Annotated in this window: 9 protein-coding genes; all 9 read right to left on the bottom strand. The window is 37.2% G+C overall.

The window, feature by feature from the left end; all coding sequences use genetic code 11:
- Positions 1–17: 17 nt before the first annotated feature.
- A complete protein-coding gene (locus tag ACSBFT_RS04835; protein ID WP_489603748.1) occupies positions 18–1,106 on the bottom strand; it encodes a FecR family protein in 1,089 nt (362 codons plus the stop codon).
- Between the two features lie 25 nt (positions 1,107–1,131).
- Positions 1,132–1,785 carry a sigma-70 family RNA polymerase sigma factor gene (locus ACSBFT_RS04830; protein ID WP_463045376.1) on the bottom strand — a complete coding sequence of 218 codons (654 nt, stop codon included), beginning with the start codon at positions 1,783–1,785 and terminating at the stop codon, positions 1,132–1,134.
- Positions 1,786–2,829: 1,044 nt separating this feature from the next.
- Complete coding sequence (locus ACSBFT_RS04825; RefSeq protein WP_489603747.1) at positions 2,830–4,275, bottom strand: sulfatase family protein; 1,446 nt, start codon at positions 4,273–4,275, stop codon at positions 2,830–2,832.
- Positions 4,276–4,278: 3 nt separating this feature from the next.
- A complete protein-coding gene (locus tag ACSBFT_RS04820) occupies positions 4,279–5,757 on the bottom strand; it encodes a RagB/SusD family nutrient uptake outer membrane protein (RefSeq protein WP_489603746.1) in 1,479 nt (492 codons plus the stop codon).
- Positions 5,758–5,768: 11 nt separating this feature from the next.
- Positions 5,769–9,287 (bottom strand): SusC/RagA family TonB-linked outer membrane protein, encoded by a 3,519-nt coding sequence (locus ACSBFT_RS04815; protein ID WP_489603745.1) that lies wholly within the window; start codon positions 9,285–9,287, stop codon positions 5,769–5,771.
- A 26-nt stretch (positions 9,288–9,313) separates the two neighbouring features.
- Positions 9,314–10,318 (bottom strand): FecR family protein, encoded by a 1,005-nt coding sequence (locus ACSBFT_RS04810; RefSeq protein ID WP_489603744.1) that lies wholly within the window; start codon positions 10,316–10,318, stop codon positions 9,314–9,316.
- A 16-nt stretch (positions 10,319–10,334) separates the two neighbouring features.
- Positions 10,335–11,021: an RNA polymerase sigma-70 factor gene (locus ACSBFT_RS04805; protein WP_463045381.1), complete on the bottom strand. Its 687-nt coding sequence runs from the start codon at positions 11,019–11,021 to the stop codon at positions 10,335–10,337.
- 464 nt (positions 11,022–11,485) lie between these two features.
- The gene (locus tag ACSBFT_RS04800; RefSeq protein WP_489603743.1) at positions 11,486–13,057 is read right to left on the bottom strand and encodes a RagB/SusD family nutrient uptake outer membrane protein; all 1,572 of its coding nucleotides are present in this window, start codon (positions 13,055–13,057) and stop codon (positions 11,486–11,488) included.
- Positions 13,058–13,080: 23 nt separating this feature from the next.
- Positions 13,081–16,158 (bottom strand): SusC/RagA family TonB-linked outer membrane protein, encoded by a 3,078-nt coding sequence (locus ACSBFT_RS04795; protein WP_489603742.1) that lies wholly within the window; start codon positions 16,156–16,158, stop codon positions 13,081–13,083.
- Positions 16,159–16,383 lie beyond the last annotated feature (225 nt).

Genomic DNA, 16,383 nt, shown 5'->3' with positions numbered 1-16,383 from the left:
GCTGCTTGCTCTTTGGTTTATTTACATCCGTTTGAGTTTATGATAATTTGATTGTCCACTTTTTCATAAGTGGCTTCTAGTGCTAGGCAAATCAACTTTATTTTTTCAAGCAATGGCTCGTCCGATAAATAGGCAGTGAGCTTGCAGTGTGAAAGCTTTTCTTTATCGTAGATGATCTGCACATTATATGCGTTTTCTAAAATATTGAAAATCTCGGGTGCTGGTTTGTCATCAAAATCAAAACCGAGCTTTTGAATTGGCATTAAAAGTTCTGAAGGCTCAACTTTTAATGGTTGTCCAATTTTATAGTCATTTCGATTTATGGAAACCTTTTCATTGGCACTTAAAACCATACCTGTCAAATTATTTCCATTTAACTTTTCTTCTTTATCAACATCATTTTGCATAAAAACAGCCACTTTTCCCGTTTTTACAATCACCTGTGTCTCTTCTGATTTTGGCTGTGCTATTATGGTAAAACTTGTACCTAATACTTTTGTAATCATTTCATTAGAATAGACAACGAAAGGTACATTTGCATTTTTCTGAACTTCAAAAAAGGCTTCTCCCGAAAGAATCACTTCTCTTTTAATCAAATTATATTCTTTTGGCGAATAGCTAATTTTACCATTGGGTTGGAGCAAAACAGTACTATTATCTGGTAAGCTCACCAGTAAAGGCTCTTGGGATAAATTAATTTTTTCATAAGTTTCCCCTGCCACCATTTTAGTCTGCTTCACCAGTTTATCGTACGAATTATTATTGTTTTTTGGTAAATAGTTAAAACCTATCAGGCTTAAAATAAACACAACAGAAGCCGCGGAAAACCAGTAATAATTAACACTAATTCTCCACTTTTTTTGCTTGACAACTACACTTCCCTTCGTAACATTTGAAGATGCTATTTTTTCCTTTATTCTAACTCTACCATTTTCTGGATTGAATGTATATTGAGGATGTTCAGATTCCCATTGATTTAGAAACTGATAGTATAGTTCCTTGTTTCCGTTATCCTTTAGCCATTCTTCTATCATTTTATATTGAATAGTAGAATGCTTCCCATCAAAGTAGTCGAATAGTATTTTTTTTGCTTGAGATGAGTTCATCTTTTTTTGAAGTTATGTATAGTTTTTAGCTTAAAATGAAAAACAAAGTAGCACTGAGAAGCCATTCGGATCTGAGCTCTTTTCGAATTGTTGATAATGCTCGGCTTATCAACTTCTCCACGGCACTTAAAGTAATCTGCAACTCCGCCGCTACCTCGGCATACTTTTTCCCTTCAAGTCTGTTTAATTGAAATGCTTTTCTCGCTTGTTGAGGAAGATTTTGAATTGCGAAATCTAATTTCTTTGTTAACTCATCAAAATGAAGAATTTCGTCCGGTTGAAGAACCAATGAGTCCTCGGAGTGTAAGTTGTCTTTAAAATTTGATTTACGATTAATTTCGAATTTTATAGTGTTATATGCACGAAATCTAATCGATGAATACAAATAGGAACGGTAAGATGTCGAGATGTTTTTATAGACACTATTTTGCCAAAAATTTGCAAAAACTTCTGCAACTATATCTTCAGCAGCCTCTTTGGAATACACAAACCTTACGGTGTGGTTGCATAAATTGGTATAATACTTCTTAAAAAGTAAGTCAAACCCCTTTTGAGGCGATTCCAAAAAACTTCGTTCTATAAAATATTCGTCTGAAATAACCTTGGTTTCCTCTACATTTTCAGAGAGATCCAATATTTCATGATTGAAGCTTATTTTATCTCGCTTTTTTGATAGCATTATTCCTAATTATTTTTGACTAATTCTAAGACAAACTTTTCCTGTTTTACCTCACATACAATTCAATATATTTTCAAAATAGATTTAGAGCTTAATCCAATTAGAAGACTTTTAGTGATTCAAACCAATATGATATTCATACTATCTAGAACCGTGAACACAGAACAGAAAACTTAACTAAGAAGTTGATTTTATGGATTTTACATCAATATTAGACTAAATATTTTTGAATCCATATCAGTGGTTCAAAACTTTATTTCTCATCAAAAACAATTTTCGAATTAAATAAATAAATATTTGAGTCTAGACGGAAAGTCCGTCGGTTCGGCGATAAAATTAGTGTTATTATCGTTTGGATTTCTGTAATGTTCCAAACATTAGTAAGTCATGACATCGGTAATACTCCCAGTACTCCTAAACTAAAGTCGATTGCAAGAAATGTCTACACCAATAATGTTTATGGAATCCGAGGAATTCCCTTTGTAAATCCCCTAATACTGCCGGCTGAATAGTTTAATCCACTTAAAAGGGCGGTCTTAAACCTGCTTTATGCATTAGAAAATCTCCCGATTTTATCGGGACTGTAGTTAAATTGCTTCGAATCAGTTTGTAAACTCAATCACCAGAACCCTTCGACAAAAAGCTCAGGGTAAACTGCTACGCTAATCTCGATTAAATGTCTGATTTATTCCACTTTAAAACTCATTACGCGTCTCCAATGCATAAACCGGGTTAAATATATATGTTCTTTCGACACTATTCACCCCAAGATTTGAACAATTTAAGCCTCACAAATCTGTGTCAACAAAGTACGGCAACCTTACTTGAGATCATGTTCTTATACGGCGGGACGACATTTCCTAGACTACAGAAATGGGAATTTGAAAACAACAAAAATAAATAACCTGTGCTTCACTATCCGATTACTACTCCAGTGATAGTCACTGTGCTTCTACAAAAAAAGCATCTAGAAAAAAAGATATGGTTTTGTTTACCTTTTTCTCTAAAGACCTTTATTATTAAAAAATTAATTGAGGAATGTTTTTACTCAACTATGGGTTTACCTTCATAATTGACATTTCTGTAAGGCACCGTTTCTGTTTCATCTACCAAATAATTCCACTTTTTAACATACTCCATACCTGGCAGAAACGCATCTTTTCTCTTGACCAATTCTTTGTTCAAATCACCATTAAGCGTTTTTTGTAGTTTTGCATAATTGGGGTTATCAATCAAATTATTGAGTTGTAAAGGATCCTTTTCGTTATCAAAGAGTAACCAAGGGCCATCTAAATCTCTGGTATATGTGTACTGCTGCGTTACGATTCCGCGAAACTCCTTTCCTCCAATTTTCCTGTGCCATTGCCCAAAAGGTTGAGCACATGAAATTAGGGTTTGTTTTACTTTATCTTTTTTCTCACCCGTCAAAACTTTCGAAAAATCAATGCCTTCCACGGTATTTGGAATTGGTATTCCACTCAAACCTAGAAGCGTAGGCATAATATCAGGCGAATTGATCAATGCAGGTGACGTTTTGCCTGATTTGCCAAATAATTTTGGATAATGAATCAAGAATGGCACACGAATACTTTCCTCATAAGGTTGCTGTTTATTCCACGAACCATGAGCCCCAAGCAAGTCACCATGATCTGCCGAAAAAACGATAATCGTATTGTCATCGATACCTAAGTCTTTAATGGTTTGCCACATTTTACCAATACAATCGTCAATAGCAGCTATGTGAGCATAATACCCACGTAGGTCATTTTTAACTTTTTCTCGCTTTTCTAGCGGTACATTTTCATTAATAACGATGTCTTTGTCCGCAAACATTTGTCGATATTTTTCTGGGGCAGTCTGATAAGGATCATGCGGACTACCGATAGAAATAAACATTAAAAACGGCTCTTCTTCCCTGGCCTGTTCTGTGAGATAGTTACAGGCATCTTCTGTTTGAGCTATGACATCATAACCTTTCCAAAACAGTTTTTTGTTTGAATCTCCCGCATAATAAGCCGAATTGTTATAATCGTGCGTACATTCTAGGGTTTTCCAATAGGCAAACCCCTGCTGACGAGTAGGCGGAATATAGGTGTTTCTACCGTGGCCATCTAAGTGCCATTTTCCCACAAAACCCGTGTTATACCCTTGATTTTTATACACTTTGGCTATCGTGGTGGCATTGGTATCCAGCAGTACATCATTCATAAATACACCATTAGTTAGCGGGTATTGTCCCGTCATTAAAGATGCTCGATGCGGCGTACAAACAGGTGTTCCAGAAACGGCATTTTTCAGATTTAGACTTTCAGAAGCTAATCGGTCTAGATTAGGGCTATAAACATTTTTATCCCCGGCATAGCCCGTCGCTTGAGCCCGCCATTGGTCCACAAGAATGTATAACACATTGGGTTTCGTGTCCTTTTGAGCAAGTAGTTCTTGACCACTAATGTACATTAGTATCAAAAACAATATTCTTATTATTCTCATGTATTAATAACCAGGGTTTTGCTGTAACTTATTAATAGAAACCTCATTTACAGGAATTGGAGCTAATAATTTGTTTGAGCTCAAAGCGTAAGATTCTGGATAGAGAAATGTCTTTTTAGCTTTTTCACGAATACCGTGTGCCGTCATAACTTCTACCGCTTTTCCAGTTCTTTTGAGATCATACCATCTCTGGTTTTCAAAGCAAAACTCTACTTGACGCTCTTTTGCAATCACACTTTTAATAGCCTCTTTAGACAATCCTCCTAAAGAATTAGTCAAACCGGCCCTGTTTCTAACTTGCTCTATATAAGAAATAGCTTCGCTAGATTTACCGATTTCATTCAAAGCTTCGGCATACATCAACAAGACATCAGAATAACGTAGTATTGGAAGATTATCTCCACTGCGGTCGTCTGGTGCAGAAATAGGTGCTTTGTATTTTGCACAGTAAGGAATTTGACGCACTTGGTTATCCCAATCTAAGCCATTCCAATAACCTATGGAAACACCTTTACGTTTATCGCCAGGCTCAAAGGCATCTATGAGGTCTTGAGTGGGTTGGTTCCAGCCTGCACCTACAATATTTATATTAGGACGCCCAGTAACCGCACCGCCTGATGTATGAGGAGCAAACCAAAAAATAAATCTGTTGGATAACTCCACACTGTTTTCAGAATACTGAATAGAAAAAATAGTTTCTTGAAAATCCTTTTTAGAAGGATTAAAAACATCGGCATAGTTGGCCAAAAGTGTATACTTACCAGAAGAAATCACAGATTTTAAAGTCTGTTCCGCTTCGGTGTATTTACCTGTTGTTAAATATACTTTGCCTAACAAAGCCAATGCACTCATTTCGTTGGCACGACCAACTTCTTCAACGTCTTTGGCATTAGAAAACAGTATGGCGGCTTCTTTCAAGTCATTAATAATGCTTTCATAAACTTGAGCCTCAGTAGAGCGTTTTACGGCAACTGCATCTTGCGAAGAAATAGGTTCTAACACTAAAGGAACACCACCAAACTGGCGTACAAGGTTGAAATAATAAAGCGACCTTAAGAATAAGGCTTCAGCCTTGCAACGGTCTTTTATAGACAATTTAGACCAATTCACTCCTTCCCTATCTAATTCGCTCAACAGCTTATTAGATCTTGTAATACCGTTATACGAAAAATTCCAAAATGTAGAATAAGCAATATTATCCCCCACTAAAATAAACTGGTCTATCACCCCTCTGGTGGCTTCACCCGTTCTCACATTATTCTGAAAGCTGGCATTATCGGAAATTAATTCAGCCAAAACCCAGTGGTTCGTCTTTTCATAATCACGCATGGGCACATAGCAGCCATTCGCCAACAGCACATATTCCACCTCAGATTGATAGAAGTTCCCCTCATTCAGCGTAGCTTTTGGATAAATCTCTAAAAAACTACTTGAACAACCCGATAACAATAAAACAACAAAAGCATATACGATATTTTTCATAATAGTAGAGTTTAAAAAGTTAGATTAACACCAATTGAGGAAGTTCTAGAAAGTGGATAAGACGACATGTCAAATCCTGGTGAAAGCGTATTGTCAATATTTCTTGACTGTGCTTCTGGATTGGCTCCTTGGTATTTTGTAAACATCGCCGCATTTCTAACGGTTAAGTAAAAACGACAATTATTAACGATGTTGGTCTTTTTAACAAACTTGTCTGGAAGTGTATAGCCCAAAGAAATATTAGAAATTCTTAAGAAAGACGCATCTTCCACCCATCTGCTGTTTACACGGTGACCCCAGCTCGGTGTTAACTTAGGTACACCATATAATGTTCCATCACCTGGCTCTTCTGTGCTTTTCCATCTGTTTGCAAACTCTTTGTTTACATTAAAAAAACCTTGTAGGTTGTCTGTTGTCTGACGTAAACCATTCATTACTTGACCACCATACATACCGTTCATGATTATTCCTAGACTAAGTTTTTTGTAGGAGAAGTTGTTTGAAAAGCCAAAAATAAACTTAGGATGAGGGTTACCGATTAGGGTATAATCCAAAAAGTCATTGATAGTTCCGTCACCGTTTACATCCTTGTATTTGGAGTTTCCTTCATACACTTGGGTGGTTTTTATGAGTTCTGGATTGGCCATATCTTCTGCGGTATATACACCTTCAGAAATAAATCCAAAAAATTGCCCGATGGGCTTTCCTACCACCGTTACGTGCGTTGGATTGTTGTCATTATTTCCAGATAAAACCCTATCTCCATTTTCATTTAAGGAAAGTACCATGTTACGGTTAAATGCAAAGTTCAGGTTGGTATCCCAGTTCAACGCCCCTGAAACAGGCGTGCCTCCAAGCGATATTTCGATACCTCTATTTCTAACATTTCCCTTGTTGACAACTTGTGAGTTGAAACCTGTAATACCAGGGATAATATCATTAAGTAGCATATTTTTACTCACGCGGTTATAGAAATCTAAAACCACTGATAACCTATTATTGAAAAGTTCAACATCTAAACCGGCGTCAAATTGATTGGACTCTTCCCAAGTAAGATATGGATTTGACAAACCCACAAAAGATGCAGAAACTTGATTGGTTCCAAAAACATAAGTGCCCGGACTAATAGAAGCTAAATGAGAATAATTTCCAATGTTATTATTTCCACTGATACCATAACTCGCTCTTAGTTTTAAGTCACTGATAACCTTACTGTTTTTCATAAAATCCTCTTCCGACACTCTCCAAGCTCCAGCCACAGATGGGAAATTGGCATATCTGTTTTTAATTCCAAATCGAGAAGAGCCATCAGTACGGAAAGTTCCGGTTAAAAGATACTTTTCGTTAAACGCATAATTTATTCTTCCTAAATAGGAAATAATACTCCATGCTTCTACATTTTGGTTCCAACTGGTAATGGCTTGAGCTGCATTTATAGTTTCTATCAAGTCATTTGAAAAAGGACTCGCTACTAAGCTGGTGGAATTCGAAACACTCTTTTGGGTTGAATATCCGCCTAATACATTGATTCTATGTTTTCCAAATGTTTTATCATAAGTAAGCGTATTCTCGATCAACCAATTAAAATTATTCGAATTGACCTCAGAAGCTCTACCTGTGCCTGGCAAAGGCTTAACATTAGATCGCCCTACGGTACTCGGCACGTATTGATCAAACTTGGAGGTACTCCAGATGGTATTAAGAGCAGTTTTTGCTTTTAAATTTGGTAAAACAGTCCATTCCATAAATGCAGAACCTAGATTTTGAAATTGGTTTTGGTTTTGAGAAGTTTCTCGTAATACAAAAAGCGGATTGGCGAAACTCCAGGCAGAGTGGTATTTGCTTTGCGGAGAAACCAAATAAGGAACCAGGTTGCCATCACTGTCGTAAGGAGAAACAACTGGATTGGCCCAGTTGGCCACTCCAATCACATCTTCACGGTTTGAATTTGTGCTGGTACGTGTTTGATTGATAAAAGTGGGTTGCAAAGAAACACCTATGGTAAGGTTGTTGCTGATGTTTGACTCCATACCTAGTTTTGCATTGTATCTCTCCACTCCCGTGTATTTCAATACACCCTCTTGGTTAAAATAACCGAAGCTAAAGTTTAAACGAGAATCTTCATTCCCTTTTTGCATATTTACGGTATGCTCTTGTATAGCTGCCGATTGCAGCAATAAATCGTACCAGTCTGTACCATCTCCAACCAAATTTTCAGGATTTCGGTATTCCACAGGATAGTCGTTGAGTGTAGTGGCTCTGTTTTCTGCTCTAAGAACTGCTATATCAATTTTATTTCGTTGCAAATCAACAAACTCCTGCTGGTTCATCAGATTAGGTCTCCCTTTCTGCGGAACTTGCTGTACACCTACCATAGACGATACCGTTACTTTCAACTGATTGAATTGTCCTTTTTTGGTTGTAATCATAATGACACCATTTGCACCACGCGAGCCATAAATGGCAGTAGAAGAGGCGTCTTTTAAGATCGATATAGATTCAATATCATTAGGATCTATTAATAAAAGTGGGTTAAAGTCTTGATTTAAACCTGCCGAATAAGGCATTCCATCTACAACATATAAAGGCTCATTACCTGCACCCAATGACCCACTTCCACGAATACGAATAGAGGTACCTGCTCCAGGAGCTCCAGACAATTGCTGAATTTGCACCCCAGCAACTTGTCCAATCATTTTTTGATCAACCGAAGACACTGGCAAATCCTTAATGGTACTTTGGTTTATTGTTGCCACCGAACCCGTTACATCTTTTAGGCGTTGCGTGCCATAACCTACCACCACAATTTCGTTTAGCGTCTTTGTATCTGTCGAAAGAATAATATCTATTCGAGTACGATTACCCACTTCCACTTCTTGGGGCTCATAACCCACAAAACTAAAAACCAGTTTAGATTTTTCATTTTGCACCGAAATTTTGAATTCTCCATTCTCATCGGTTATGGTACCGTTAGTAGTCCCTTTCACGACCACACTAACTCCAGGTATTCCTTCTTTGCTTCCCGTTTCAGTTACTTTTCCTTTAACACTAATCTCAGCGTTAATATGGTCAATTCTATCCATCTCTCTAACCCTACTCATTTTGTCAAAAGACACCAATGAAGCGTTAAGGAAGCCTAGCTCCTTAAGTTTTTCTATAGAATTTAGTCCAACTTTATTATCCTTACTTACAAATATGGTGTACGACGTTCGATTGATTTTTTTGTATTTTAATCCAAAAGGAATTAATAAAATGTCCAAGTTTTGTTCTAGACTTAAGCCTTTATTAATCGATTTATTAGTAATTGATATTCCTTCTACCGTTTTGGCTTCAAACAAAATATCAGCGTTGTAATGAGACTTAAGCTCATTAAGAACTTCGCCCAGATTACGCTTGGTGGATTGATTCGGCACTTCCGTGTTTAAGATTTGGCTCGTCATAGCAATCATTTGCGAGCGACCCGGGAATCCTGCAAATAGCAGGAGTACTAAAAACCCCAAACTAGAGGCATTTTTTAGATTTTTTGTCATTGTTTATAGGTTTATTAAGTTGAATATTATTTTTCTGAAAGGTGTACTTTATCTTCTTGTCGCACCACATTTAAATCTAGGAGTTCCGAAATTGTCACTAAAAGCTCGTCTACGTTTTCCGCTCTAAATGAGCCCATTAACTTTCTATGGGCAAGCTCAGGACTTTCAATCGTCACTTTCAATCCGTAAGTTTCTTCCAACATTTGAGCTACATCCGAAAGCATTGTTTCTTCAAAAACAAATCGCTTTTCTTTCCATAAAGACAAATGATTTGTTTGCGTTACTTTTTTAACCAAAGCCTGATTTTGTTTATTAAAAGAAACCAGCTCCCCTGGCTTCATGACGATCTGTTTGTGGGTTTTGCCTTCGTTATAGTTGACCAAAACTTTACCTTTTTTCAACACCACATTAGCTCCTCTAGAACGAGAAAAAACCGAAAACTCTGTTCCCAAAACCACGACTTCAAAGCCCTTATTGGTTTTTACAATAAACTTCTGATTACTTGGCGTATGTGTGACAGAAAAAGCAGCCTCACCATTTAAAGATACCCTACGGGTTGACTCCCCAAATCCAAACCGAGGCACGCTCAATTGAGAATTTGCATTGAGCGTAATCTGTGTGCCGTCCCTAAGAATAAATGACTTTACTTCCCCAAATGTGGTTTGGTAAGATTTGTAGTAGATATTGTCTTGATATTGCCAAAAAGCAATTCCCAAAAGAAAAAAGATGGAAGCAGCAGCTGACCAACGAACTACATGTTTAGTTTGCAGTTTAAATCGCCATTTATGTTTGGGTTGTTCCACCTCAAGTGGACCAGCATTATTACTAAAAAAATCTGTGTAACGCTTAATTAAAGCTTCGCTGTCAGGAGAATATTCCAGATTCTGGTTTTCCCATTCCTCTAGCCATTTATAATATTGTTCCTCATTTGATATCGATTGTAACCAGGTATCAATCTGTTTTCGCTGCAAAGGGGTCGTCTTATTGGCAAAATTATCAAATATTAATTCTTTTGATATTTCTATATTCATGTTCTAAGTGGATGTTTTACTTTAATAATATTAAAAGCAAACTCAATGAAAAACTCAGGTAATCCTTCAATCCCTTTTTTATGGTACTTAAACCCTTAGTTAAATGCGTTTCGATGGTTTTAATAGAAAGCCCCATTTCTTGAGCAATTTCTGGAGCTTTTTTCCCTTCGAATCTGCTCATTAAAAACACCTTTTTACACTGCGGTGGCAAAGCGTCTACCAGTTCTTTTACTCGGTTAAATGATTCATCATATTGCGTGATATTATCTGGACGGAGACTGTCAGAACCTTTGGTGTATATAGAATCATCTAAGCTGGTAAAATCTTTAAATTCAGACTTTAAATAAGAAAAGGCCTCATTTCTTACAGATCGAAAAATATAAAACCGGTAAGAAGAGCTAATGGTTAGGTAAGATTGATTTTTCCAGAATTTACAGAACACATTGCTGACAATATCCTCGGCTATTTCTTTAGAATAAACATACCGCACGGCATGACTGCATAGTGCGATGTGGTATCGACGAAATAGCAACTCACAACCTTTTTCAGGGCTAATCTTGAAGGCCTCTTTAATAAACAATTCATCATCTAAAGAAGTCGCATTTTGGTTTTCAGAATCAGACAAAACCTTACAATCCTTGTTAACATAAAGCTTCGATTTTGGCTCACGCTCTGAAAACCTATTATTTTGTGCTTGTTCCATTAAATAAACCTTAAAATTATAATCATAAAATAAATTCGAATAATCATAAAATCTAACCCTATAACTACCAAGACTAAATTCTTCTAAAAAACCCTTAGTCTAAAATATCTTTTTTTTCAAAACGCCTTATATCTACTTGATTTTCAGAAATATAAAACCCGAATATTCTTTATCGGAATATCCATCATAAGGTCTTTTAAAGTTGTATGAGGTAAGATTCTACCTGCTTTTGGCGTAAAACTGGCTTTAGATTTCAAACCATAACGCTATCTACCAAAGAATTAGAAAAACACAGTCCTGCACTTACCCGCTCTAAACCTGTTAGCGTGATATAAGCACCTTTGAATTTTATCCTATCCCATATTGTAATTGGAAATCAGACCTAAATTGGGGGAGCGATGTATCGCAAAAAAAAAGCCGTCTCAAATAAATGAGACGGCTTTGCTTAGATTATATGTACAGATTTAGTTGTATCCAGGATTATGTTTAAAATTAGGATTGGCATCAATTTCGTTTTGAGGAATGTCAATATATTCCCTTCCCGGCTGATAAGCCCCAGTACCACTGCTAGATGATTTAAGTTCTGGATGCTTCACCAGTCTTTCTTGTATTAAACCCCATCTTAGTAAATCGTGATATCTTGTTCTTTCTAACGAAAGCTCTTTTACACGCTCATCTTCTATATCCTTCATCGTCATTGACAATCCCAATGGTGGCATATTAACACGAGCTCTGACTTGATTCACGGCACCTACAGCTGCCTGAGTAGCTGCTCCGCCTTTCCAGCCTCCTATTTCTGCCTCGGCGTACATTAATAGTACATCGGCATATCGCATTAATCGTAAATTATTTCCCGACTGGTGCCAGCCTTCCGATTGAGAACCTGTAAAACCTTGTTTCACGTCCAGATGCTTGCTAGCGTAAATGGTTTTTCTACCATCGCTATAAACATCTTTGTAAGATTTTCCTAAATAGGTGCTAGATTTCAAGGTCCTACCTTTATAAGTCGTTGTTTCATTGGTATCCCAAAATAAAGTTTCAAATGCACGTGGGTCAATTTGACCATCTACCGTTTTCTCATCTAAGAAAAGGTCTAAAGTCCATTTGTTTATCTGCATGCCATCTTGACCTGTGAAACCGGCTGGCGATAAGTCTGGATGAAAAGCCGCCCCTTTACCTGTTCCAGCAGCATCTCCACCCCAGCCCTGATTTCCATCAGCAATAAACTGAATCTCGAAAATGGACTCCGCGTTATTCTCGGTATCTTCTGAAAAGTTATCGCCATAATCTGCTGTCAACTTATATTTACCACTATCAATTACTTTTTTCAGTTCCGTTTTTGCATTGGCATAATCTGATTGGTAAAGATATGCCTTACCCAAGAAAGAAGTGGCTGCACCCCAAGTGGCTCTTCCCAAATTGGCAGAATCCCAATCTTTCGGCAACAAGCCTTGAGCAGCTTTAAAATCAGCTATAACCTGTTTCCAAGTTTCTTCTGGTGCCGCCTGAGCAATAGCTTCTGGGTCTGCTATTTCAGAAAAAGGCTTCAAAATCAAAGGAACATTTCTCCAGTTATTCACCAACTGAAAATAATGATATCCTCTTAAGAAATGGGCTTCGCCAATTATGGCGTCCTTCATAGCCTGATCCATTTCAATATTTGGCACATTAAAAATGACCTCATTAGCTCGTGTGATAGCCTGATAATGCGTACTCCAAACCCAAAATGTACCATTACTGGTAGAAATACCATTAAATGCTCCTACTGCCGTTCTTTCTGAAGTACCGTAAGCATTCACCACATCATCGCGATAATCCGACACAAAAATCTCAAACCTTGAATAATTCCAGATGTGTGTAAAAGGGCTGTAAGCTCCTAATATACCCTTTGTGGCATCATCCGCGGTCTTCCAAAAAGACTTGGGAGTGATGGCATTCGGATTATTCTGTTCTAATATATCTTCATTACAAGAATAGAAAACTCCCGTGCTGAGCAGCATAAATAATGCTGATGTTATTTTCCAATTTATTTTCATAATCTTATTTCTTTAAGTCTCTTTTAAAAATTCACTTGTAATCCTATTTGATAATTCTTTGGCATAGGATATGCTCCTTCATCCACACCCTCATTAAATAATCTTGGATTACTTCTCGTATTACTTCCTACCTCAGGATAATATCCCGTATACTTTGAAAGCGTTAATAGGTTTTGGCTACTGACATAAATCCTGGCACTAGTCATTCCTATTTTGGTTAACATATCGTTAGAAATACTATAACCTACCTGCACGTTTTTAAGTCTAAAGAAAGAACCATCTTCTAAGTAAAAATCAGAGAATCTTCTATTATAACCCGGGTCTGTTTGCGTATTTCTTGGCACATCCGTGTTGGTATTTGAAGGCGTCCATCCGTTCAAGGCATCGGCCAAATAATTACCTTCTGTATCAAAATACCCTCTATATCTTGTTCCGTTCAATATTTCGTTACCAGCAACACCATCAAACAAGAATGTCATATCGAAACTCTTGTATTCTCCACTGAAATTCAAACCATAGATGATTCCAGGTGCAGGATTACCAATGTATGTTTGGTCACTGTTGTCTATTTTACCATCGCCGTTGAGATCTTTAAACTTTAAATCTCCAGCCTGTGGTTTGTTAAAATCCTTAGCCGCTAAGGCTTCCTCATCTGACTGATAAATACCGTCTGTTACGAAACCATAAAACGCTCCGATTGGATGACCTACGTCTGTTTTAGTAGACTTAAGCCCGTTTGAAGTAAACTGACCTTGAATAATTGGCGTAGCTCTACCTAAAGCAGTCACTTCGTTTTGAAGGGTTGTAAAATTGGCACTTACAGAGTATTTGAAGCTTTTACCAAAGTTGTCGTAATAGTTGGCTTGAAATTCAAAACCGTTATTTTTTATACTCGCGGTATTGAAAGGTACCGCATTTCCAAAACCAGTATAAAGAGGTAAAGAAAGAGCGACTAAAACATCTTCAGAGTTTTTATTGAAATAATCCATCGTAAACTGAAGCTTATTTTGAAGCATATTAAATTCTACTCCAATATCAGTGGTTTTCGTTGTCTCCCAAGTAATATTAGGATTCACTCCTTTAGTAATAGAATACCCTTGGTATCTTGTCTGTCCCGCTCCAATGATATAGTCGGAGTTCAGATTCAATTCAGGGTCGATAGCGTAAGCATTGACGTTATTAGAACCAATCTCACCATAACTTGCTCTCAATTTAAGATTCGTTATAGCGGTTACGTTTTGCATAAAAGACTCATTACTAATATTCCAACCTATAGCTGCTGATGGGAAGGTACCCCATCTTAAATCTTCTCTAAACAAGGAAGAACCATCTCTTCTTAAAGTAGCAGTAAGAAGGTATTTACCATCAATAGTTACATTGGCACGTCCAAAATAAGACAACAAACCAGTTTCATAAGCATTTGAAGGAGCTTGAGCTCTATCAGAAGCAGCAGAAGCCACTCTTATGTCGTTACTAGGGAAGTTTCTTGCAACTATACCTAATGAGCGACCTTTTCCTACTTGGGAAGAATACCCCCCTAAAACATCTACTTGTGTCTTGCCTAATGTTTTAAAGTAGTTCAAAGTATGCTCGGTTAGATAGGACAAAAAGTTAGAATTACTTTCATTTAATTCTGCAAAAGGCTTATTACCCATTGGGGTATCATTATGCTTGTATTTCGGCGTAAAAGTGTAATTATTTGAGTTAGACATATCCACACCCACATTAAACCTATACTTAAGACCTTTCAGTATTTCCAAAGTAGCATCTACGTTTCCAAGTAAGCCATTGCTGGTTACTGTTCTATCTTCAATAGTGGCTAAACCTAAAGAGTTAATCAAATTACCCACTCCTGAATAATTACCTAAACTTATAGTTTGTCCTGCTGGTACGTTTGTTCCAGTAAACGCTCCGTTCTCATCATAAATAGGCACGGTAGGAATTTGGTCTCTTTCGCGGCTAAAATAATTATTAGGATTATTCACCGAACGGTTTACGCCTAAGGTCTGCTGTAATTTGAATCTACCTTTTGTATAACTTGAATTAACCCTGATGTTTGTACGTGAGAAATCAGACTCTTTCACAATACCTACTTGTTCCATGTGATTCATAGAGAAATTCATAGTTGTATTTTTAGAACCACCACCCATACTTAATCCAATATTGGAAATTGGTGCATTTCTCAAACTTTCACGTTGAATATCTGAATCTACATTTGGATTAAACTGAGCATCGTTTGAAGGGAATCTTGGATTGCCGTCATTATCTCTCGCTCTGTTCACTATATCTGCATATTGACGTGCATTTGCCCAATCTATCAAATTAGCTGCTTTTTGAATTCCTGTACTTGCATTAAAATTAACAGTCATATCGCCACTTCTTCCTTTTTTAGTGGTTACAATGATAACGCCATTAGCCGCTCTAGAACCATAAATGGCTGTGGCAGAAGCATCTTTAAGTACTGAAACACTTTCTATGTCTTGTGGATTTAAAGAACCCATTCCACCAGTAAGCATACCATCTATAACATATAAAGGACCAGCATCCGATAGTGTACCTGAACCTCTAATTGTGATTTTCATAGGTGAATCTGGTGAACCACCCTGTGGAGATACTCTCACGCCCGCCATTCTACCTTGAAGCGTTCCTGCCGCATTTGAAGTCGCAAACTTGCCCAGTTCTTCGGCGTTTACTGAGCTCACAGAACCAGTCATGTCGCTTTTCTTCTGGCTTCCGTATCCTATAACCACTACTTCACTAAGTGCATTGGCATCCTCTGCCAATGTTATATTAATGATAGACTGGTTACCCACCACCACCTCTTGGTCTATAAAGCCGATATAACTGAATATTAATTTAGAATCCGCTCCACTAACGTTAATCTTAAAATTCCCATCGAGGTCTGTCATAACCCCATTACTAGTGCCGCTTTGTAGCACACTTGCACTTGGCAAACCAGACTTATCGGCTCCTGAAACAACTTTTCCGGTAACTTGTCTAGACTGTCCAAAAGATTGCCCAATAAATAAACTCAGAACAAAAGCAGTCATTGGAACAGCCTTCATCCAGAGCTTTCGAAATTCATGTAATTTTCTTCTCATAATTAAGAATAGTTTGGTTGTTTTTTAATTCTATTTATCTTCTACCTACGGTTCATCCATTTTAAAACAATGAAACCTCCGATGAAACTGAAAGACTTTGGCCTAGCCCAGAATCAACTTTACAAAATTCTATTATTTATCAGAATTAGTCTATTAATGAAAAAGCATAAGACAATACTATATTACCATTAGACCAAACGGAGTACAATTGAACTTAAACTAGAA

Source organism: Arcticibacterium sp. SM2516 (assembly GCF_057914865.1).
Note: the sequence above shows the minus strand (reverse complement) of the source record. Positions and strands in the feature narration are given on the sequence as shown.